21 protein-coding genes and 1 riboswitch are annotated in these 22110 nt (G+C 34.5%); of the genes, 7 read left to right on the top strand and 14 right to left on the bottom strand.

Features of this window, described 5'->3' with window-relative positions; genetic code table 11:
- Positions 1-44: 44 nt before the first annotated feature.
- Both HMPREF2580_RS08225 and auxA read right to left on the bottom strand, forming a co-directional pair.
- Positions 45-1217, bottom strand: coding sequence for a class I SAM-dependent rRNA methyltransferase (locus HMPREF2580_RS08225; protein ID WP_070832616.1), 1173 nt, complete (start codon positions 1215-1217; stop codon positions 45-47).
- Positions 1218-1384: 167 nt separating this feature from the next.
- Positions 1385-2680, bottom strand: coding sequence for a lipoteichoic acid stability factor AuxA (auxA, locus tag HMPREF2580_RS08230; protein WP_070831868.1), 1296 nt, complete (start codon positions 2678-2680; stop codon positions 1385-1387).
- A 155-nt stretch (positions 2681-2835) separates the two neighbouring features.
- Between auxA and graF the strand changes: the two genes are divergently transcribed.
- The 4 genes from graF (at position 2836) to HMPREF2580_RS08245 (ending at position 6303) form a co-directional block, all read left to right on the top strand.
- Positions 2836-2970 carry a glycopeptide resistance-associated protein GraF gene (gene graF / locus HMPREF2580_RS12380; RefSeq protein ID WP_095323392.1) on the top strand — a complete coding sequence of 45 codons (135 nt, stop codon included), beginning with the start codon at positions 2836-2838 and terminating at the stop codon, positions 2968-2970.
- Between the two features lie 347 nt (positions 2971-3317).
- A riboswitch (TPP riboswitch) is annotated at positions 3318-3424 on the top strand.
- Between the two features lie 87 nt (positions 3425-3511).
- Entirely contained in the window at positions 3512-4087 is a 576-nt protein-coding gene (locus HMPREF2580_RS08235) for an ECF transporter S component (RefSeq protein ID WP_002442127.1), read from the top strand.
- A gap of 13 nt (positions 4088-4100) precedes the next feature.
- Positions 4101-5504 (top strand): ABC transporter ATP-binding protein, encoded by a 1404-nt coding sequence (locus HMPREF2580_RS08240; RefSeq protein ID WP_070831871.1) that lies wholly within the window; start codon positions 4101-4103, stop codon positions 5502-5504.
- Positions 5497-6303 (top strand): energy-coupling factor transporter transmembrane component T family protein, encoded by an 807-nt coding sequence (locus tag HMPREF2580_RS08245; RefSeq protein WP_070831874.1) that lies wholly within the window; start codon positions 5497-5499, stop codon positions 6301-6303. The genes HMPREF2580_RS08240 and HMPREF2580_RS08245 overlap by 8 nt, the downstream gene beginning before the upstream one ends.
- Before the next feature lie 177 nt (positions 6304-6480).
- On the opposite strand, the gene purD is transcribed toward HMPREF2580_RS08245, so the two are convergent.
- The 11 genes from purD to purE are packed head-to-tail and all read right to left on the bottom strand — an operon-like array spanning position 6481 to position 17711.
- On the bottom strand, positions 6481-7719 hold the full coding sequence (purD, locus tag HMPREF2580_RS08250; protein WP_070831877.1) for a phosphoribosylamine--glycine ligase: 1239 nt from the start codon (positions 7717-7719) through the stop codon (positions 6481-6483).
- A 27-nt stretch (positions 7720-7746) separates the two neighbouring features.
- Positions 7747-9225, bottom strand: coding sequence for a bifunctional phosphoribosylaminoimidazolecarboxamide formyltransferase/IMP cyclohydrolase (gene purH, locus HMPREF2580_RS08255; RefSeq protein WP_070831880.1), 1479 nt, complete (start codon positions 9223-9225; stop codon positions 7747-7749).
- A gap of 16 nt (positions 9226-9241) precedes the next feature.
- Positions 9242-9808, bottom strand: a complete 567-nt coding sequence (gene purN / locus HMPREF2580_RS08260; RefSeq protein WP_070831883.1) for a phosphoribosylglycinamide formyltransferase — start codon at positions 9806-9808, stop codon at positions 9242-9244.
- Complete coding sequence (purM, locus tag HMPREF2580_RS08265; protein WP_070831886.1) at positions 9805-10839, bottom strand: phosphoribosylformylglycinamidine cyclo-ligase; 1035 nt, start codon at positions 10837-10839, stop codon at positions 9805-9807. The genes purN and purM overlap by 4 nt, the downstream gene beginning before the upstream one ends.
- Entirely contained in the window at positions 10832-12316 is a 1485-nt protein-coding gene (purF, locus tag HMPREF2580_RS08270; RefSeq protein WP_070831889.1) for an amidophosphoribosyltransferase, read from the bottom strand. Before purF ends, purM begins: the two co-directional genes overlap by 8 nt.
- Complete coding sequence (gene purL / locus HMPREF2580_RS08275; protein ID WP_070831892.1) at positions 12295-14484, bottom strand: phosphoribosylformylglycinamidine synthase subunit PurL; 2190 nt, start codon at positions 14482-14484, stop codon at positions 12295-12297. The genes purF and purL overlap by 22 nt, the downstream gene beginning before the upstream one ends.
- On the bottom strand, positions 14477-15148 hold the full coding sequence (gene purQ, locus HMPREF2580_RS08280) for a phosphoribosylformylglycinamidine synthase subunit PurQ (RefSeq protein ID WP_070831895.1): 672 nt from the start codon (positions 15146-15148) through the stop codon (positions 14477-14479). Before purQ ends, purL begins: the two co-directional genes overlap by 8 nt.
- 1 nt (position 15149) lies before the next feature.
- Positions 15150-15410 (bottom strand): phosphoribosylformylglycinamidine synthase subunit PurS, encoded by a 261-nt coding sequence (purS, locus tag HMPREF2580_RS08285; protein ID WP_002442107.1) that lies wholly within the window; start codon positions 15408-15410, stop codon positions 15150-15152.
- Positions 15407-16114 carry a phosphoribosylaminoimidazolesuccinocarboxamide synthase gene (purC, locus tag HMPREF2580_RS08290; protein WP_070831899.1) on the bottom strand — a complete coding sequence of 236 codons (708 nt, stop codon included), beginning with the start codon at positions 16112-16114 and terminating at the stop codon, positions 15407-15409. Before purC ends, purS begins: the two co-directional genes overlap by 4 nt.
- Positions 16115-17242 carry a 5-(carboxyamino)imidazole ribonucleotide synthase gene (gene purK, locus HMPREF2580_RS08295; protein ID WP_070831902.1) on the bottom strand — a complete coding sequence of 376 codons (1128 nt, stop codon included), beginning with the start codon at positions 17240-17242 and terminating at the stop codon, positions 16115-16117. It lies immediately after the preceding gene.
- The gene (purE, locus tag HMPREF2580_RS08300; RefSeq protein WP_037541305.1) at positions 17229-17711 is read right to left on the bottom strand and encodes a 5-(carboxyamino)imidazole ribonucleotide mutase; all 483 of its coding nucleotides are present in this window, start codon (positions 17709-17711) and stop codon (positions 17229-17231) included. The genes purK and purE overlap by 14 nt, the downstream gene beginning before the upstream one ends.
- Before the next feature lie 202 nt (positions 17712-17913).
- Here purE and folD point away from each other — a divergent pair, with 202 nt between their 5' ends.
- The gene (gene folD / locus HMPREF2580_RS08305) at positions 17914-18771 is read left to right on the top strand and encodes a bifunctional methylenetetrahydrofolate dehydrogenase/methenyltetrahydrofolate cyclohydrolase FolD (protein ID WP_070831905.1); all 858 of its coding nucleotides are present in this window, start codon (positions 17914-17916) and stop codon (positions 18769-18771) included.
- 214 nt (positions 18772-18985) lie between these two features.
- Here the strand turns inward: folD and HMPREF2580_RS08310 are convergent, their stop codons facing one another.
- Positions 18986-20131 (bottom strand): globin domain-containing protein, encoded by a 1146-nt coding sequence (locus HMPREF2580_RS08310; protein WP_070831909.1) that lies wholly within the window; start codon positions 20129-20131, stop codon positions 18986-18988.
- A gap of 264 nt (positions 20132-20395) precedes the next feature.
- Here HMPREF2580_RS08310 and HMPREF2580_RS08315 point away from each other — a divergent pair, with 264 nt between their 5' ends.
- Both HMPREF2580_RS08315 and qoxA read left to right on the top strand, forming a co-directional pair.
- Entirely contained in the window at positions 20396-20713 is a 318-nt protein-coding gene (locus HMPREF2580_RS08315) for a DUF5011 domain-containing protein (protein WP_002442094.1), read from the top strand.
- A 302-nt stretch (positions 20714-21015) separates the two neighbouring features.
- A partial coding sequence (gene qoxA / locus HMPREF2580_RS08320; protein ID WP_070831912.1) for a cytochrome aa3 quinol oxidase subunit II occupies positions 21016-22110 on the top strand: 1095 nt, incomplete at its 3' end.

Below are 22110 nucleotides of genomic sequence, written 5' to 3' on the forward strand. Positions count from 1 at the left end.
TCATAGTTTCATCTCAATAAATCATTATACCCATTTTAGACAAATTAATGCTTAATATTTATAAATACTGCTTTTAAATATTTTGAAGGTTTATAGTGTGGATGTGTCTTAAAGTCTTTTGGCAAGCCCATCACTTCGCTTATTTCAAATTCTACACCTGCATCAGCCAATGTCTTTTTAATCACATTTTTAAAGGATTTCAATGGAAAAGCACTTGAATTTGTACATAATAATAATGATCCTTCTGGTGCTAAAATGTTTAATGCACCTTCAATTAGTGCATCATAATCTTTTTGCACTGAAAATGTCTTTTTCTTATTTCGGGCAAAACTAGGTGGATCAATAACGATTGTTTCATACTGATGACCATGACGTGCTGCATAATTATAGAAATCAAATGTATCCATGACATAAATATATTCGGATTTAGGATCAATACCATTGAGTCCAAAATTCTCTTCAGTTAACCCTCTTGAACGATTTGCTAAGTCAACGCTAGTAGTTGATCGTGCATTTTGAGCTGCTATCACTGAAAAGGCACCCGTATAACTAAATAGGTTCAATACATTTCTATCTTCAGAGAATTGATCACGTAATTTCTTTCGCACTTCCTTTTGATCAAGAAAGATACCTGTCATCAATCCATCTTCTAAATCCACATTATAAAACGTAAAGTTTTCTTCTATAATTATAGGGAAATCAGGCGCCTCACCTTCTACAAATCCACCTGTATATTCCGTATCTTTAAATCTCATTTTTTCATAAATAGATGTAAAACCAAAGACTGCCTTCACCGCTTCTATGACATTGTATCTGAATTTATAAATGCCTTTAGAGTACCATTGTATTAATAAATGCCCATCATAATTATCGATAGTGAGTCCCCCTACACCATCTCCTTCAGCATTAAAAAGTCTAAATGCATTGGTACCTTCGATATTAAAATAATATTCTCTTTCTTCTAATGCCTTTTCGAATAACTTAATGAAAAAGTTAGTGTCGATAACTTCGTTCTCATCGTAACTTAATACCCAACCTAACCCTTTGTGTTGGCGTCCTACATAACCCGTAGCAATATATTGCTGTTGCGCAGTTACAATTTTGACTAAATCTCCTTCTTTTAAATGGTCGTGCGCATAAATATCATCTTCATCAATAAGTGGATAATGATTGAGATACTTTGTCTCTTTACCTTTATTTAAAGTAGCAATCTTCATCATCATTAAACCTCTCTTTCTATTTATTTCAGTTTCTATCTTTTATTTTCAAAAAATCGTAAGTTCAATTTCAAAAATCATTTTAACAAATAATAGAATCTAATAATACGTAAAAAAAGCCACTGTCATTGAAATATCAATAACAATGGCTTTGATCAATCATTCACTTACGGCTTCTCACGTAATTGTAATGAATAAGCGACAATAATCGCAATTAACATGAGTAATAAAATAGGCGTAATAAAGATTGATAGTAATAAACCGTGAATCATGATGTTGATAAATTCAGTTAAGAATTTAAAGAACAATATACTACCCATAAAGAGTTGTAAATAATAAAATTTACCTCTTAGATAGTAAGTTAAAGTCGTAGCAATATAGATGATGACTATGAAGAGTAATAAAATAAGCGTTACCCATTCTACAACGTATTGTGTTTGTGATAACTCCCACTCTCCTGATAAGAACAGTGAGTTGCGGTTATTAAATTCTAAGAAAGTAAAGAATAAAATAACTACGCCACATAACAACTGAACATACATAGGTTTAATCCATTTTGGCTTTCTCATCCAATTAGGAATATCATCCTCTTGAATATCGACAATATTTTTAACTTTCTCTTTGAATTTATCCCTTTTAGCTCTAATTTTATCTAAATCTACACTTCTTCTCGTCTTGCGTGCATATTCTGTTGTCTTATCTTGTAGTTGTTTAAAATGAACTTTAGTTTGATTAGATACATTTCCTTTATTCGTTCTAGAAAGTTCTGGTTCTTCCTCACCGAGTTCTTCTTTCGTTAATGGTAATGAACGTCTTAAGAATAAGAAATTCCAAATAGACATTTGTCCTAACAACCACATAATAATGAAGAAGGCATTCACACTTAAAATATCGATGGATTCAATTTCGTTAGAATCAATACGTCCATATAAAGCTATTTGCGTAATTAAATAACTGATACCATACGTTACAATAATCCACATAAAATGATTTTTATGATTATGTTTGTTTAATTCATCTTTATAAACAATGTAACCAATATGTACGATGAACGGTATGATAAATACAATTGCGAAGAAACCATATACTTGAGTCATTAATAATAATGTAATGATGAAATACAAAATACCAACAACTAAAAAGAAAATAGAAATGTCATAGTCATATTTAATTGTTCTAAATAAAGTATGACCTAATAACATGACTAAGATACCAAATAAAATAATGATAATGGCACTTATAATTGGGAAACTACCTATAAACCTACTCATCACTTTAATAATTTCACCGAAGAATGCATTAAGAAATTCCCATACATTATGTACATGTGTATTAACTTTTTTATCACCATTAAACTGCTTAATTAATGGTAGATTTATGAGAATGATGAGACCTGTGAAAAGTGAAACGATACCGATAATATAGCTAAATATGATCTCGGTGTGTTTCTTAAGAAAAGACATACTGTTCACCTCAAACGTTATTATATATGAAGATTTTCTAATTGTCTTTAAATTAACCATAAATACGTCTAGAGACCTACAAAGGTTTATTAATAGGATAACGGGGTAAATGTAATGTGTAAACAATAATTCCTATATAAGGGGTGGAAATTATTATGGGAAAAGAAGAATTTGAAAAGAAATCAGCTGAAAAAGCAAAAGAAGCAGAAGAAAAACTAAAAGAACAAAACGAAGAAAAATCTAATGATACTGAACAAACCAAAAAAGATGTTCAAGATACATTAGACTAATAACAATATATTATTATGAGGCTGGGATATCATTTCATATCTCAGCCTCTTTCATGTAAACGTACAGGCTTGACTTGAAAGTGCGCTTATAGTAAGTTCCCTCTATTCTAGCCCTCCTTGCCCGTGGGCCTCAACATGGAGAATTTCTTTTTCAAGTATATTTTGCAAACAAAACAAGTTGAGTGTGGAAGAACGCAATTCATTTTGCTAAATGCTATTTCTATCCCTATACACTTTTATTGATTCAATTCATTTTATTCTAAAAAATATTTAAACTATATTTTAAATGACAAAACTATCTTGACAATACTTTAGAAAAATCATACATTAAAGTTAAATTAAATATACGAACGCACTAGGGGTGTATGTATATATACTGAGATGAGGTTTAACCTCAAACCCTTTGAACCTGATCTAGCTAGATACTAGCGTAGGAAAGTGTTGTTAACTATAGAATCTAATGAACTTGAAACATTTAGATATATTTTCTGACGCACAACTTTCCTAGGGAGGGTTGTGCGTTTTTTTAGGAGGAAAAGTAATGTCAAAAGGTTTAAAACTATCAGAAATACTTGTAACAGTATTGATTTCTGTAGTATTTGCTATCATTTATAACTTATGGTGGTTCTTCTACAATATTGTTCAAGTTGCAGGTATTCATCTAGAACAGCTTACATACGGCGTATGGTTTATGGCAGCTGTTGTGTGTTACCTCATTATTCCTAAACCAGGGATAGCTATATTAGCAGAGTTAGCAGCTGGCGCTGGGGAAACAATCGTTATGGGTAAATTTGATATTCCAACAATTATTTACGCTTTACTTCAGGGTTTAGCGTGTGAAATCGTATTTGCAATCTTTAAATATCAGTCACGCTCAGCAGCAGTAGCAATGCTTGCCGGTTTTGTGACTGCCATCGCAACTTTCCCTGTCGATTATTTCTACGGTTATTTAAATGAAGTTGCTGGATGGAACTTATTCCTATTTATTCTGTTCCGAGCAATTAGTGGTATTGTGATTACAGGATTAATTTCTTATTGGATTGTTAAAGCACTCGATAAGACGGGAGTAACCAAGCTCTTTAGACCAGCTTCTCAAAATGACTACGACAACCTATAAGGGGATTTTTTAATTGTTAAAAGTAAAAAACTTACGTTTGAAATATCCAAACGGGGATAGAAAAATATTTGATAACTTAAATATTAAAATTAATGATAAAGAAAAAGTGCTTTTACTCGGTCCATCTGGATCGGGTAAAAGCACGTTGCTTAATGTACTTAGTGGCATTGTTCCTAATTTGATTGAGCTACCTATGAAATATGATGAATTAGAAATTGACCGCCAAAGTGGTGTTATTTTTCAAGATCCTGATACACAATTCTGTATGCCAAAAGTGTATGAAGAACTGGCTTTCGTTCTTGAAAACAGACAAGTCCCTCGTAGTGAGATGGACAAGGAAATTAAACACGCACTTGAATCAGTCGATTTAAAAGTGACCGATCAAACTTATATTAATCATTTAAGTGGTGGTATGAAGCAAAAATTAGCCATTGTAGAAACGATATTGCAAAAAGCTGAAACATTATTTCTAGACGAACCCACTGCTATGTTAGATGTCAAAGCGACTGAAGATTTATGGAAGAAATTAATTGAGTTATGGGACAATCAAACGGTATTAATTGTTGAACATAAAGTTAAACATATCTGGCAACATGTGAATCGCGTTCTTCTAATGAATTATGAAGGACAAATTATTGCAGATGATACCCCTGACCATATTCTTAATCACTATGAACATTTATTAACTGAATATGGCGTTTGGCACCCAAAAGCTTGGGATAATGCCCCTCGCCCTGTGCCACTTGCTCCTATGTCTAATAAAGCGTTATTTAAATTTGAACATGGCGCAATCATTCGTGGTAAGAAAACATTATTTTCCGTTGATGAATTTAAATTTGGCGCCGGAGAATGGTTAACTATTACCGGCAAAAATGGTGCAGGTAAAACTTCATTATTAGAATCCATGCTACAATTAATCAAATATAAAGGTCTAATGACTTACGACAATAAAGAATTGAAGAAGATTAAACACGCAGCACAACATATGTATCTTGTATATCAGAACCCAGAGTTACAATTTATTACTAATTCTGTATATGATGAGGTTCATATCCACTACAACCATTTAGATTCTGAAAATGCTAAACAAGAAACGATGCAATTACTCGAGTTACTTCATTTGGATAAGGTTCAAAACCAACATCCTTTTGAAATATCAACTGGACAAAAACGACGTCTAAGTGTTGCTACCGCCCTAAGTTCTAAAGCAGATATCGTATTATTAGATGAGCCTACATTTGGACTGGATAGTCATAATACATTTCAACTTATCAAACTTTTCCAAGAACGAGTGAAACAAGGTCAAACAATTATAATGGTGACACATGATCCAGAGATTATACATCGTTACCCAACGCGTCGATTACATGTAGAAGATGGTAAACTTATAGAGATTGAAGGTGAACGCAATGTTTGAAAGATGGAAAAAACACCACACCTTCGTAGATGATGTAAATATAATTACTAAATTAATATTAGGAGTTGCACTTTTTTTCTTTATTATATTTATTCATAATTTTGATTTTATGATTTATATCGTTATACTGATGTTTATTTTCTTACTTCTATTTAACGGCACTGAATTTAAAATTACAGGTCTCTTTATAATAGTAACCGCCCTATTCGCCCTACTTTCTTCATTATTTATGATTCTATATGGTGATGGTGAACATATGTTAGTGAAATTCGGCATCATTCAAATCAGTGAGGAAAGTATTGTAAGAGGTTTACATTTATCTCTAAGAACGATTACTGTTTCAATGTTTGGTATTCTCATTGCATTAACCTCTCAAATCGTCATGATTTTCTACAGTTTAATGCAACATTTGAAAGTAAAACCAAAAATCGCATATGCCTTTATGGCAGCAATTAGAATGGTTCCATTAATCATTAGTTCACTGATTCAATTGCGCCGTTCATTAAAAATGCGATATCAAATGATTGATGCTTCAAATCATAAAGGCATCAAACGTTTAAATCATTTAGTTATCCCATTATTAAGTCAAAATATTAGACGTGCACATCAACTTTCAGTCGCAATGGAATCTAAAGGATTCAAAGATGGACCAAGAACGTATTATTATCAGACACCTTTTTCATATAAAGATTTAGTATTTATACTCTGTCTATTAGTCATTATTGGATTATCATTCTTATTATCTAGTTATGTACCATTAACTGGTATTCATGATGTTCGTTTTGGAAAATTAGGATAAACAAACGTATCCTTCAAATAGAATATTCCTTTTGAAGTGAGATAATCAGCTTTTATCAATAAACGAAGCTCGTTGCTTCATACTCATACAGGTAGTAAATGATATAACAATAGCTCTAAGATGTTTCTTCAACGAAATGCATCTTAGAGCTATTATTTTTGAGTCAATCTTCATTCTTTATTTAATCGCTTTATCTCCAATATCACTACGATAGAAAAGATTGTCGCTTTTTATTTTTTTGGCATTGTCATAAGCAGCGGTTTGCGCATCCTTAACTGTTATACCTTCACCGATAGCTAAAATCACACGTCCACCAGAGTTGACGTAATGATCACCGTCTTTCTTTAAACCACTCACAAAATAACGTGAGTCTAAGTCGAATCCACTTACTTCATGACCTTTGTCATAGGCACCTGGATAACCTTTAGACGCTAACATTACACCTACTACCGCTTCATCTTTCCACTTAAAGTCAATAGGCTGACGTTCGTCTAAATCTACAATATGTTGCATTAAATCACTTTCCATACGCGTTAATAACACTTGTGCTTCTGGATCACCAAATCGAGCATTAAACTCTATCACTTTAGGTCCTTCTTTAGTTAAAATGGCTCCGATATAGAGTAGACCAAAAAAGTGATAACCTTCTTGTGACATCGCACGTGCGATAGGCTGAGCGATACGCGCATTCGTTTGTTGAAGTACTTCATCATTAATGTTCGGAACTGGGCAATACGCACCCATACCACCAGTGTTAGGACCTTCGTCATTGTCATACGCACGCTTATGGTCTTGTGCAATACAATCAAATGGCACTGCATAATCTCCATTCACGAAAGTCATGAGAGAGAATTCCTCACCCTCTAAGAAGCTTTCAAACACAACTTGGCCTTGTTCTTCAGGATAAACCGCTTTAACCCCATCAATTGCTTCATCTTTAGTATGAGCAATGATTACACCCTTACCAGCTGCTAAGCCGTCTTTTTTGATGACAACGGGTAACTCACACGTTTCTACATAAGCTAGTGCATCTTTACGATTCGATACTTCTTTATAGTCTGCAGTAGGAATGGAATACTTTTCCATTAACTGTTTGGCAAAGAGTTTAGAACCTTCTATTTGTGCAGCCGCTTGACCTGGACCGAAAACTTTAATTCCTTCATTTCTAAGTAAATCTGCTAAACCATCGATTAAAGGTTGTTCAGGACCGATAACAACCCAATCAATATGAGTTTGTTTAGCGAAATGAACTATAGCTTGTTGATCAGATTCTGCAATCTCGTTATGAATTTCCGCAACGTTCACCATTGCTTCATTCCCGGGAATGGCGTAAACCTTATCTACAATAGCAGATTGATGAATCTTTGAAGCGAGTGCATGTTCACGACCGCCAGCTCCTATAATTAATACTTTCATCAGTTGACCCCTTTCTATAAGTGAAACTTAGTGTTTAAAGTGACGCATACCAGTCATTACCATCGTGATACCGTACTTATTAGCCATATCAATTGAATCTTGATCTTTAATAGAACCACCAGGTTGAATAATTGCTTTAATACCATGTTCAGCAGCATATTCTACCGTGTCTCCCATTGGGAAGAATCCGTCAGAAACAAGTGCTACATTATCATTAATTTCAATGGCTCTTTCAATAGCAATTTTAGCTGAACCGACGCGATTCATTTGTCCAGCACCGATACCCACCGTTTGTTTATGATTACTTAAAATAACTGCATTACTCTTCACAGAGCTTACAACTTTCCAACCTAATAGCATTGCATCCCATTGTGCTTCAGTCGGTTGTACATCAGTTGCAACAGTCATTTCTTCACGAGAAACATCTTTATTATCTTTATCTTGTACTAAATAACCACCAGATACTGAAACAAATTCTTGTTCAGCATTATCAATTGTCATATCAATTTCTAATAAACGAATATTTTTCTTTTGAGTTAAAATTTCAAGTGCTTCTTCAGTAAATTTAGGCGCGATAACCACTTCTAAAAAGATTGAATGAAGCGTCTCTGCGAGTTTAGTATCAACTGTACGATTCAACGCAATAATTCCACCAAATATTGACTGATTATCCGCATCATATGCGTGTTTAAATGCTTCTTCAATTGTTTGACCAACACCTACACCACAAGGGTTCATATGTTTGACAGCCACTGCAGTAGGTTCATCAAATTTCTTCACTAAACTAAGCGCTGCATCCGCATCTTTAATGTTATTGAAGCTTAGTTGTTTACCATGTAATTGCTTCGCTCCAGCAATAGTATGTTTACTATCTGACGTTCTTACAAAATATGCTGATTGTTGTGGATTCTCTCCATATCTTAGTGTTTCTTTATCCCCTTTAAAGAAACTCACAATCGCTTGATCATATTGATTTGTATGTTCAAATACTTTAACCATTAAATTTTTTCTAAATGTTTCATCTAATTGATCATTCTTAATTCTATCAATGACTTCGTTGTAATCAGATGGATGTACAATTGTCGTCACATGTTTGAAGTTTTTCGCAGCTGCACGCAACATTGTTGGTCCACCGATATCAATGTTTTCTATTGCATCTTCTTCAGTAACATCAGGGTTTTCCACAGTCTTTTGAAAAGGATAGAGATTAACAACAACCATATCAATGAGATCAATATGTTGTTCTCTTAATTGATTAAGGTGTTCTTCTTTGTCACGATCAGCTAAAATGCCACCATGTACCGCTGGATGCAATGTTTTAACTCGTCCATCCATAATTTCAGGAAATTGTGTTAGCTCAGATACTGATTTAACAGTAACACCTGCTTCTTCTAAAGCTCGTTTTGTACCCCCAGTAGAATATAATTCATAATCTAATTGAGTTAATGATTTGGCGAATTCTACAATTCCACTTTTGTTAGAAACACTTAAAATAGCTTTTTTCATTGTTTAAGATACTCCTCTATTTAATGATTTTAGCGATAACTCTTGGATAAAGTTCATATTCTAAATTTTTGACTCTCTCTTCTAAATCTTCTTTTGTGTCGTCCGGTTTAATATCACATTGTTGTTGTTCAATAATTTCTCCCGTATCCATGCCACTATCAACAAAGTGTACAGTCGAACCTGTCACTTTATCTCCACTTTCATATGCTTGTCCTATTGCATCTAACCCCTTATATTTAGGCAATAGTGAAGGATGTATATTTAACATACGTCCTTCATATGCATGAAGTAAATCTTCACCGACCAATCTCATATATCCTGCTAAAATAATCCATTGAACCCCTTCGTTGGATAACAGTTTTAGTAAGTGTTGTTCATATGATGATTTAGATATAAAATCTTTCGGTTGATTGATGTGGACTGGAATATTTAATTTTTCAGCACGTTCAATGCACTTTACACCCGCTTTGTCCGTGTATAGCGCTGTGACTTCAATACCAGGTAAATCCCCTTTTTGCACATGATTTACAATATTTTCAAAGTTACTACCTGAACCAGAAGCAAAAATCGCTATCTTAATCACGATTCTACCCCCAGTAAATGTATAGGTGTTTCCGCATCTTCAATAATTTCACCAATTTCATATGCTTGTGTATCAAGTGCACGTAAAGTTGTTAAGGCTTTTTGTACATCCTTTTTATCTACGATGACTGTGTATCCAATCCCCATATTGAAGATATGATACATTTCATCAGTACTAATCTTTGCTTGTAGTTGTAGCCAATCAAAGACTTTTAATGTTGGGAAAGATTGTGTATCGATTTGTGCTGATAAACCTTTAGGCAACGCTCTTGGTATATTTTCATAAAAACCGCCACCAGTAATATGATTCATTGCTTTAATGTTAATATGCTTTTTCAGTTCAAGTATCGGTTTCACATATAATTCCGTAGGTGTTAAGAATGTGTCTAAATATGATTGACCATGAAAATCATCGTTCAAATTGATGCCTGATTGAGCGATTAATTTACGAACTAAACTATAACCATTAGAATGTACACCGTTAGATACTAAGCCTATGACAGCTTGTCCTGCTTCAACTTTAGAACCATCAATGTAGTCTTCTTTCTCGACAGCCCCTACAGCAAAACCAGCAATGTCATATTCACCTTCATGATACATTTCACCCATTTCGGCAGTTTCACCACCGATTAATGCTGTGTTCGTTTGTTCGCAACCATCACTGACACCTTTAACAATCTGCTCAATGATTTCTGGTACCACTTTATTCGTCGCTATATAATCTAAGAAATATAATGGTTCAGCACCTGTAGTTAAAATGTCATTCACACACATTGCTACTGCATCGATGCCGATGGTGTCGTGTTTATTGTAATCAATAGCAAGTTTTAATTTCGTACCAACACCGTCTGTACCTGAAACTAGTACAGGTGCTTTCATATTGAGTTGAGACAAATCGAAAGTAGCACCAAAGCCACCTAATCCACCTAAGACTTCATTACGCATTGTGCGTTCAACATGACTTGAAATTCTTTCTACCGCTTCGTAGCCTGCATGAATATTTACACCTGATTGTTCATAAGCTTTAGACATGTAAATTTCCCTCACTATCAAAATAATGTTTATTATTTGCTATATATGCTTTTTGACGATCACTTAAATGCGCTTTGTAATTCTTTTCATAGTCATAAAGTCCAGCAGGATAATCTCCTGTAAAGCTTTCCACGCATAATCCGTTATACGGTGCATCGTAATTTAATCCTATTGAATCGATAAGTCCATCAACACTTAAATACGCTAGTGAATCAGCACCAATATAGTCTCTAATCTCTTCAGGTGACTTACTCGCTGAAATCAATTCAGCAGTTGTGGAAACATCAATGCCATAAAAACTTGGGAACATAAACTCTGGTGAAGCAATTCTTACATGCACTTGGTTGGCACCTGAATCTTTCAACATCTTCACGATTCGTTTTGATGTTGTGCCCCTCACAATAGAATCATCAACCAGAATGATATCCTTTCCATCAACGATATCTTTAACTGCTGACAGTTTGACACGTACGCCTTGTTCACGTAATTCTTGAGTCGGTTGGATAAACGTACGGGCTACATATTGGTTCTTCACAAGTCCCATTTCATATGGCAAACCGATTTGTTCAGCGTAACCACTGGCAGCTGATAATGAAGAGTTTGGAACGCCAATGACCATGTCCGCTTCTGCAGGACTTTCTTCTGCAAGTCGTTTACCTGATGCTTTTCTTACAGCATGCACGTTTTTACCTGCGATGGTTGAGTCAGGTCTTGCAAAATAAATATATTCCATTGCAGAAATAGCAGTATTCGTATGACGCGTATATGATTTCACTTCGATACCTTCATCGTTAATAATGACGTATTCGCCAGCATGTATATCTTGGACATACTCCGCACCTAATACATCAATGGCACACGTTTCACTTGCCAAAATGTATGCACCATTTTCAGTTTTACCGACTACAAGTGGACGAATCTCATTAGGATCAACCGCACCATATAATGCATCTTTTGTTAGTATTGCAAAGGTGAAACCACCTTTAATTTGACGTAAGCTTTCTTTTAGTGCCTCTTCGAAAGAAGGCGCCTTACTACGTCGAATTAAGTGCATAATCACTTCTGTATCTGAAGACGAATGGAAAATGGCGCCATGCTTTTCCAAGTTTTGTCGTAAAGATTGTGCATTGATTAAATTACCGTTATGGCAAATCCCTACGCTCATGTCATAGAAGTGATATAAGAAAGGTTGAATATTTTCAATCCCTTTATTTCCTGAAGTGGCATAACGGACATGTCCAATCGCATGAGGATGACCTTTTAATTGTTCTAATTGCGTATCTTTAATCGCTTCTGTGAGTAATCCTAATCCTCTTTCTCCTTTAAGATGTTCATCATCAGAAACCACGATACCTGCACCTTCTTGACCACGATGCTGTAAACTATGAAGTCCCATATACGTTAATTGTGCTGCTTCAGGATGATTCCAAATACCAAATACGCCACATTCCTCATTTAGTCCTGAGTAGTTAAACATTGAGCAATTGCTCCTTCCCATGTTTGTTTAATGTCTGAGACCTTTTCCGAAATAGAAATTTCTGAATTAGATACTTTGAATAATCCATCTTGAGTCAATCGTCCAATTTCTTTAGCATGGTCGATATCTAGGGTTTGCCCTTCTTTAACCGATACAATATAGCGTCCTTGCGTTTCACTAAATAATTGTGCATTAGTGACATCAAGTTGAACCTCAAGTCCCATGTTATAATAAGCACTAATTTTAGCTAATGTAAGGAGTAATCCGCCTTTACCTACTGTTTGAACATGTGACGCTACACCATGACGAATGGCATTCTTAATTTGTTCACCCTTTTCAACTTCATCACTTAAATCAATCGCTTCAAATTCATGATTTACTGAACCATATAATAATTTCTCAATTTGGCTTCCACCGAAATCATCACGTGTATCACCAACTAAATACAGTGTTTCTCCAGCTTTAGGATGGAAATCATTTAAATAATTAATATCTTCAATCAGTCCTACCATACCTACAACTGGTGTTGGGAAAATAGATGTACCACGCGTTTCGTTATATAAAGAAACATTACCTGACACTACAGGTGTCTTTAGTACTTCACATGCTTCAGACATGCCTTTCGTCGAATCAATTAATTGTTGATAAATTTCTTTCTTTTCAGGAGAACCGTAATTCAAGCAATCTGTCATCGCAAGTGGTGTAGCACCTACAGCAATTAAGTTACGATAGGCTTCTGCAACGACCATCTTTCCACCTTCATAAGGTTGATTAAATACGTAACGTGCTTCTCCATCGATCGTTGAAGCAATCGCTTTATTTGTACCTTCAACACGTACGACTGAAGATTGTAATCCTGGTTTAACAATAGTATTTGCGCCTACTTGCTGATCATACTGCTCATATAAATAATGTTTCGATGCAATGGTTGGATGTTTTAATAATTTTGAAAAGACATATTGCACATCAACATGGCTGTAATCATTTTTAGAAGTGTTATATTCCTTTTCTTCTCCTTCAAGAATATATACAGGTGCTTCATCAGATAGAGGTTGTACAGGAATATCAGCAAATACTTCGTCTTCATATGTTAAAACGAATCTGTCAGTATCCGTCACTTCACCAATAACTGCACTATCAAGTTCATGTTTATCAAATAAGTCTAGGAACTTTTGTTCAGTGCCTTTTTCAACAACGAGTAGCATTCGTTCTTGTGTTTCAGAAAGCATCATTTCATACGGTGAAATACCAGGTTCTCTAGTTGGAACTTGATCGAGTCTTAAATGAAGACCACTTCCACCTTTTGCAGCCATTTCTGATGAAGAAGAGGTTAAACCAGCAGCACCCATATCTTGAATACCAACAAGCTCGTCATAAGTAATTGCTTCGAGTGTAGCTTCCATGAGTTTCTTACCTACAAACGGATCACCAATTTGTACGGAAGGACGTTTACTTTCACTTTCTTCCGTTAGTTCTTCAGAGGCAAATGTTGCACCATGAATGCCATCACGTCCTGTTTTCAAACCGACATAAATCACTGAATTGCCGATACCTTTTGCAGTCCCTTTTTGAACCATGTCGTGATCAATGACACCCACACACATCGCATTGACAAGAGGATTGCCATCATAACGATCGTCGAACTCAATTTCTCCTGCTGTTGTAGGAATACCAATACAGTTGCCATAACCGCCAATCCCACTCACAACACCTTTAAGTAAACGTTGATTTTGTTTGACTGATAATTCACCAAATCGCAAACTATTAAGTAAGTTAATTGGACGTGCCCCTATTGAGACGATATCTCTTATGATGCCGCCTACACCAGTTGCTGCACCTTGATAAGGTTCAATCGCTGATGGATGGTTATGTGATTCCACTTTGAATACAACGGCTTGATTATCTCCAATGTCCACGACACCAGCACCTTCACCTGGACCCATCAACACATGTTCACCTGTTGTTGGGAATTGCTTTAAGAAAGGTTTAGAATGCTTGTATGAACAATGTTCACTCCACATGACTGAGAATATGCCTACTTCTGTAAAGTTGGGTTCTCTGCCAAGAATTTCTACTACTTTATCGTATTCTTTATCACTGAGCCCCATATCTTGATAAAGTTTTTCAAGTTTAATTTCTTCAATACTTGGTTCGATAAATTTAGACATGTTGTTCCCTCCAACTTTTGACCATTGATTCAAACAATTTCACACCACTATCTGTGCCTAACAATGTTTCAAGCGCACGTTCAGGATGTGGCATCATCCCACATACATTTCCTTCTTTATTGACGATTCCAGCAATATCTTCATATGAGCCATTTGGATTATCCGTATATTTAAGTATAATTTGGTTGTTTCGTTCAAGTTCAGTAAACATGTCATCGGTACAGTAATAATGACCTTCGCCATGGGCAACTGGATAAACAACCTCTTGATTTGCTTCATATAAATGTGTAAATGGTGTTTGGTTATTAGTAATCGTTAATGTTTCGTTTCTACTTATGAAGAGGTGTGAATCATTATGTAGTAATGCACCTGGAAGTAAACCAATTTCTGTTAAAATTTGGAATCCATTACACACTCCAAGGACTGGCTTACCTTCTTGTGCTAAACGTTTCACTTCATTAATAATAGGAGCAACACTTGCCATTGCACCTGATCTTAAATAATCACCGAATGAAAAGCCTCCAGGAATCAGTACTCCGTCAAACCCCTCTAGACTTGTTTCGCGATAATCGATATATGCTGCATCTACACCAGATTTAATCGCTGCATTATACATATCTCTATCGCAGTTTGAACCTGGAAATACAAGAACTGCAAATTTCATCTTATGCATTCTCCTTTTCATCAATCACTTTATAGCTATATTCTTCAATGACTGTGTTCGCAAATAACTTTTCACTTAATGTTGTAATAATGTTATCCACGGCTTCATCTGTAGCTTCATCCACTGTCATGTATAAAACTTTACCTACTCGAATGTCATTCACTTGCGTATAACCTAAATCGTGAACGGCTCTGTTTAAAGCTTGTCCTTGTGTATCTAGCACCTGGGGTTGTAAAGTGATGTGTAATTCGATTGTTTTCATGATTTAAGATCCTCCAATTTATCTAAAAATGTTTGGTATGTGTCAATGAGTGAGCCAGTGTCATTTCTGTAAACGTCTTTATCGAAGTTAGTATCTGAATGCTTATCCCATATACGACATGTGTCAGGTGAAATTTCATCTGCTAATAGAATAGTGCCATCGTGTGTTTTACCGAATTCGACTTTGAAATCGACAAGTCTTAATAACATTTCGTCCATGAGCTGTACTAACACTTGATTAATTTCTTTTGCCATTTGTTTTAATTGTGCGATTTCTTCATCGTTTGCAATGTGGAGCAATTTCACGTGATCGTCTGTAATAAGCGGGTCGTTAAGGTCATCATTCTTATAGAAAAATTCGACTAATGGTTCTTCAAATTTGTGTCCTTTTTCAAAGCCTAATCGTTTGGTAATAGAACCAGTGGCGATATTTCTCACTACTACTTCCAATGGGATAATGTCTACTTGTTCGACTAATTGTTCTGTTTCAGAGAGTTGCTTAATGAAATGGTTATTGATGTCGTGGTGAGTTAAATAATCAAATATAATGGATGTGATTTGATTATTTAACTTTCCTTTGCCAGGCATTGTGTCTTTTTTGACCCCGTTGCCTGCGGTTACTTCATCTTTGTATTCTACTCGCAGTTGATGTTCTGTATCTGTTGTGTATACTCGTTTTGCTTTTCCTTCATATAATAATGACACTTATTTGTCTCTCCCTTCGAACTTCATTAACATATATTGTTCAGTTTGATTCACATCATCAGTTAGTAATGTCATGTGTCCCATTTTTCTGTCGGGCTTTCTTTGTGATTTACCATAAATATGAACATGCCATTCCGGATGATTTCCGAATTCATTTTCAAGTAAATCTAAATCACGACCGAGTAAATTCATCATTACAGCAGGTTTAAGCACTTCTATCTGTTGAGGTAATTTCTGACCAGTGACGGCTAATATGTGTGTATCAAATTGTGAGAAATCACATGCCTCTATAGAGTAATGTCCTGAGTTATGTGGACGTGGCGCGATTTCATTTACATAAAGTTTATTATTCTTATCTATGAAAAATTCAACTGTAAATGTACCTACAAAATGGATGACGTTCGTAATCTTATCTATCTCTTTACGTGCCTCTTTTTCTTTATCTGTTCTAGCAGGCACGATTGTTTTAAATAAAATTTGATTTCTATGTTCGTTTTCTTGTAATGGGAAATACGTGGTTTGTTGCTCGTTACCAATTGTGACAGTAAGAGACACTTCTTTATCGATATCAAGATATTGTTCAGCTACGCATTCTTGATTTTCAATTAATGACATTGCTTCTTGAATATCTGATTCCTGTTTAACTAATATTTGGCCTTTGCCATCATAGCCACCGAAACGAGTTTTAACGATGAATGGATAACCTAATGTTTCAATCGCATGTGTTAAATCTTGTGAATTTTTAATTTGTAGAAAAGGAACAATTTGCGCTCCTGCTTCTTGTAATGTTTGCTTTTCCGTTAATCGATCCTGAAGTAATTGGATCGCTTGGAAACCTTGAGGTACATTATAATGTTCTGTCAGTTGTTTAAGCTGCTTTGAGGAAATATTTTCAAATTCATAAGTAATGACGTCAGTTTTCTCACCTAGTTCATTTAAAGCTTGTTCATCATCATATTCAGCATGGATAAATTGATGTGCAACGTATCGACACGGACTATCTTCGTTAGGATCTAACACAATCACTTTGTAGCCCATTTTCTGCGCAGATTGTGACATCATCTTCCCTAATTGTCCTCCGCCAATAATTCCGATTGTTGAACCGAATTTTAATTTATTGAAGCTCATTTTGCATTGCCTCCACTTTATTAACTAGAGATTTTTCATAATTTTCCAAATTCTTTTGAACTGTTGAATTGTTTATTCCTAGCATTCTTGCCGCTAGAATTCCAGCATTTTTCGCTCCGGATTTGCCTATAGCTGTTGTGGCTACTGGTATACCTCCAGGCATTTGTACGATTGAAAGCAATGAATCTAAACCTTTTAAACTTTTCGACTCAATGGGAACACCTATTACAGGTAAAGTTGTCATTGATGCTACCATTCCTGGTAAATGTGCTGCGCCCCCTGCACCTGCGATAATAATGTCATAACCATTTTGACGTGCTTCGCTAGCGAATTCGAACATTAACTGAGGCGTACGATGTGCAGAAACAACCTTTTTATCGTACGGTATTTCAAATTCTTCTAACATTTTGCAACTTTCTTTCATAATTTCCCAGTCTGAAGAACTGCCCATAATGACTGCTACTCTCACTTTGCACACCCTTTCAAAAGTTTGTATTGTGATAAGAAATAGTTGTATATTACAGATATAGCATAACAATCATGTCATACTTTTTCAATCAAAAATCGAACTTTAATATTAAATTTAAATTTAATTTACGTCTTTTGACTATTAATTAGATTAATATTAGTGTTAAAGTTAAGATATTAATTAAAATAAGGAGGCGTTTTAAGTGGTTGCTAAAATTTTAGATGGTAAGCAAATCGCAAAAGAATATAGACAAGGTCTACAACAACAAGTCGAAGAATTAAATAAGCAAGGTTATACTCCGAAATTGTCAGTCATACTAGTCGGAAATGATGGCGCAAGTCAAAGTTATGTCAAAGCGAAGAAAAAAGCTGCTGAAAAAATAGGAATGATTTCTGAAATTGTCCATTTAGATGAAACAACTTCCGAAGAAGACGTATTAAAAGAATTAGAAAGACTTAACAATGATGATTCAGTTAGCGGAATACTTGTCCAAGTTCCTCTACCTAAACAAGTAAGCGAACAAAAAGTTTTAGAATCTATTAATCCTGATAAAGATGTCGATGGCTTTCACCCTTCTAACATAGGGAAGCTTTATATTGATGAGCAAACTTTCGTCCCATGTACGCCATTAGGTATTATGGAAATTCTAAAACATGCAGATATTGATTTAGAAGGTAAACACGCGGTAGTGATTGGCCGAAGTCACATTGTAGGTCAACCAGTTTCCAAATTATTATTACAAGCTAATGCAACTGTTACTGTGTTACATTCTCGTACAAAAGACATGAGTAAACATTTAAAAGATGCTGACGTTATTGTGAGCGCTGTAGGTAAACCCGGATTAGTTAGTAAAGATGTGGTTAAAGAGGGTGCCGTTATCATAGACGTCGGAAATACGCCAGATGAAAACGGTAAATTAAAAGGCGATGTTGACTATGAAGAAGTAAAAGAAATCGCTGGCGCTATTACGCCTGTACCTGGAGGCGTAGGACCATTAACAATTACAATGGTACTTAATAACACATTACTTGCAGAAAAAATGCGTCGCGGCATTAAGTAGAATGCCTCTCAATATTGAATTGTTACTGACGTAAAAGTTTAATTCTTAATAAATATATATATATTATTATTACAAAATAAGCTCTAAGACCATTTCTTCAATGTAATAATCACCATATAGTTGGATTTTTGGTCCGACTTTTCGAGGTGCAAATTACAATTAGAAATCATCTTAGAGCTTTTATTTTAAAATTTATATTCTATTCTATACAGTTTTATACATTAACACTTAGTTTAGGAATAAATGTTTCATAATGAATCTTACTAGCATCTACATTTAATTCTTTCAATGCTTCAATAATTGATTTTAAGAAATGTGTTCCTCCACAAATATAAATTTCAGTTTCTTCATTTATATATGCTTTTAATTTTTCTTTATCTAAATAGCCTTGTTCATTTTTATCATAAAGTTGATAATCAGCATTTTCATTTTTATCAGCTATTTCAGTAATTAAAGATTCAAAAGGTATATCATTCACATCATTAATAACTTGTATAAATTTAGCTTTTGAACCATTTTCAACAACTTCATTAAACATAGGAACTAATGGAGTAATTCCAATTCCTGAGCCTAAGAATAACTGTTCATTAGATAAGTTACTCACTTTGAATGGACCAACTGGAGCAGAAAGGTTAATTGAATCTCCTTCTGATAACTCATCGTGTAATATAGTAGAAACTTCACCTTCGTGATCAGTAGTTACATCACGTTTAACTGCGAATGTTAAATGTTGTTTATTTCCTTCAACGATAGAATAGTGACGTTTAGCACGATATGGCATTTTCTCACTACTTACATCGACCGTAATATATTGACCTGGTACAAATTGGCTTAAATTATATTCATCAGATACTACAGTGAATGATTTGATATCAGAAGAAATTTGATTAATTTTTTCAATTTTAAATGGTTGGAAACCATCCCAAGCCATTTGGCTATAGATATCTTTTTCTACAGATATAAATACATCAGCTATTTCCTGATATGCTTTTTTCCAAGTTTTTATAATGTCATGACTATCGTCTAACCCAACAACTTCTTTAATGGCTGCAATAAGATTTTCTCCAACAATATCATAACCTGCTGGCGGAACTTGAAGTGCACAATGTTTATACGCAACTTCTTTTACAACTGGCATGATGTTTTCTAAATGATCTATATTTACAGCCGCTGCTAAGACACTTTGCGCAAGTGCAGTAGATTGAAGACCTTTTTGTTGATTTGTTTGGTTGAACATATTTTTCAACTCAGGGTGTTGTTTAAACATTCTTTTATAAAAATGTGAAGTAATTTCCACACCTTTATCTTGAAGTACAGGCACTGTTTCTTTAACGATACTTTTTTCTTTTTCTGTTAACATTATTTCCACTCCCACATTAAGGTCTTTTTAAAGGCCTATTAATTTGACGCAATTACAGTTTATTCCTATTTATTTAAAAATTAAACGAAATGCTAAATATTTCACAAAACTTTCAATTTACATAAACTTAAACGAAATTTACCAAAAATATATTTAATTTAGATTAATACTAGGTTATATTAAGACCATAGTATGATGTATAAATATCGAATATAAAGTATATTAGACTTAAATCATAAATGACTATCAGACGGAGGTTACGTTATGAACAAATTAATTCAGTCATTATCGGCACTTGGCGTTTCAGCTACCCTAGTGACACCTAATTTAAATGCCCAAGCTACTTCAAATACCGAACCTCAATTACGAGGCGTTAACGACATTGTTATTGAAAAAGGTGAAGACTACAATTTATTAAATGGTGTAAGTGCTTATGATAAAGAAGATGGAGACTTAACACATAAAATTAAAGTCGACGGTCTAGTAGATACATCAAAAGTAGGTAAATATGAAGTTAAATATAAAGTGACTGATTCTGACGGAGCCGAACAAACTTCCACAAGATATATTGAAGTAAAATAAATAATTATTTACAAAGTTGAGAAATTTTCTCAACTTTTTTTGTTTATAAATCCTCTCAAACCCTCTAATTGATAACGTTTCTCAATTTTATATTGTATTACATGTAATTTTGTTAAATTTGTCGATTTTCACAAAATGTACACATAATTTTAACAAATCTTACAATCCCCGTCATACCTTATATCAATGCATATTCTTTACATATAACAATATTTTTTTTAATACAGGTACTTGTAAATATTGTGTAATAAACTAAAATTAATGGTAAGCCCTACATTTGTAGTATTAGGAGGTCAAAAAAAGTGTCAAAATTTAAGTCTTTGCTTCTATTATTTGGCACACTAATTTTACTTAGTGGCTGCTCAAATATAGAAGTTTTTAATGCAAAAGGGCCAGTAGCAAGTAGTCAGAAGTTCTTGATCATCTACTCAATCATCTTCATGCTTGTTATTGTTGTCGTTGTGCTTGCCATGTTTGCATTCTTTATTTATAAGTATAGCTATAATAAAAATGCAGAATCAGGCAAGATGCACCACAATTCTTTAATTGAAACAATTTGGTTTGTGGTACCTATTTTAATCGTTATTGCATTAGCTGTCCCAACAGTTAAAACATTATACGATTACGAGAAACCACCTCAAAAAGACAAGGACCCACTTGTGGTTTACGCAGTAAGCGCTGGTTACAAATGGTTCTTTGCCTACCCAGATCAACACATCGAAACTGTTAATACATTAACAATTCCTAAAGATCGTCCAGTCGTATTCAAGCTTCAAGCGATGGATACAATGACAAGTTTCTGGATTCCACAATTAGGTGGTCAGAAATATGCTATGACTGGTATGACAATGAATTGGACTTTAACAGCCGATCAATTAGGTACCTTCAGAGGTCGTAACTCTAACTTCAATGGTGACGGATTTGCACGTCAAACATTTAAAGTTCACTCTGTAAGCCAAAGTGATTTCGATAAATGGGTTAAAGAAGCTAAAGGTAAGAAAACATTAAGTCAAGATACTTTTGACAAACAAATCTTACCAAGTACACCTAACAAAGAATTAACATTTAATGGTACTCATATGGCGTTTGTTGACCCAGCGGCTGATCCTGAATATATCTTTTACGCATATAAACGATATAACTTCGTTCAGAAAGATCCTAACTTCACATCAGAAGAAGATCTTTATAAAGATGTTAAGGACAAACCAATTAAACCTGCCCGTAAGGTTAAAGTTACAAACGCAAACTATGAACGTCATGGTATGAAACCAATAATTCTCGGCAACAATGAAAAATATGACAATGAGTTCAAAAAAGAAGAGGACCATAACTCTAAAGAAATGGAAAAAATTTCTAAAGGAGCAAAAGACGAAAATGCGTCTAAACTTCAAAAAAAA

It is taken from the genome of Staphylococcus sp. HMSC036D05, assembly GCF_001836225.1.
Taxonomy (GTDB): Bacteria; Bacillota; Bacilli; order Staphylococcales; family Staphylococcaceae; genus Staphylococcus; species Staphylococcus caprae.

Excerpts from the sequence above, each read along its gene's own strand:
- HMPREF2580_RS08225 (WP_070832616.1), bottom strand. The coding sequence starts at position 1,217 with ATGAAGATTGCTACTTTAAATAAAGGTAAAGAGACAAAGTATCTCAAT.
- auxA (WP_070831868.1), bottom strand. The coding sequence starts at position 2,680 with ATGTCTTTTCTTAAGAAACACACCGAGATCATATTTAGCTATATTATC.
- graF (WP_095323392.1), top strand. The coding sequence starts at position 2,836 with ATGGGAAAAGAAGAATTTGAAAAGAAATCAGCTGAAAAAGCAAAAGAA.
- HMPREF2580_RS08235 (WP_002442127.1), top strand. The coding sequence starts at position 3,512 with ATGTCAAAAGGTTTAAAACTATCAGAAATACTTGTAACAGTATTGATT.
- HMPREF2580_RS08245 (WP_070831874.1), top strand. The coding sequence starts at position 5,497 with ATGTTTGAAAGATGGAAAAAACACCACACCTTCGTAGATGATGTAAAT.
- purD (WP_070831877.1), bottom strand. The coding sequence starts at position 7,719 with ATGAAAGTATTAATTATAGGAGCTGGCGGTCGTGAACATGCACTCGCT.
- purH (WP_070831880.1), bottom strand. The coding sequence starts at position 9,225 with ATGAAAAAAGCTATTTTAAGTGTTTCTAACAAAAGTGGAATTGTAGAA.
- purM (WP_070831886.1), bottom strand. The coding sequence starts at position 10,839 with ATGTCTAAAGCTTATGAACAATCAGGTGTAAATATTCATGCAGGCTAC.
- purF (WP_070831889.1), bottom strand. The coding sequence starts at position 12,316 with ATGTTTAACTACTCAGGACTAAATGAGGAATGTGGCGTATTTGGTATT.
- purL (WP_070831892.1), bottom strand. The coding sequence starts at position 14,484 with ATGTCTAAATTTATCGAACCAAGTATTGAAGAAATTAAACTTGAAAAA.
- purQ (WP_070831895.1), bottom strand. The coding sequence starts at position 15,148 with ATGAAATTTGCAGTTCTTGTATTTCCAGGTTCAAACTGCGATAGAGAT.
- purS (WP_002442107.1), bottom strand. The coding sequence starts at position 15,410 with ATGAAAACAATCGAATTACACATCACTTTACAACCCCAGGTGCTAGAT.
- purK (WP_070831902.1), bottom strand. The coding sequence starts at position 17,242 with ATGAGCTTCAATAAATTAAAATTCGGTTCAACAATCGGAATTATTGGC.
- HMPREF2580_RS08310 (WP_070831909.1), bottom strand. The coding sequence starts at position 20,131 with ATGTTAACAGAAAAAGAAAAAAGTATCGTTAAAGAAACAGTGCCTGTA.
- HMPREF2580_RS08315 (WP_002442094.1), top strand. The coding sequence starts at position 20,396 with ATGAACAAATTAATTCAGTCATTATCGGCACTTGGCGTTTCAGCTACC.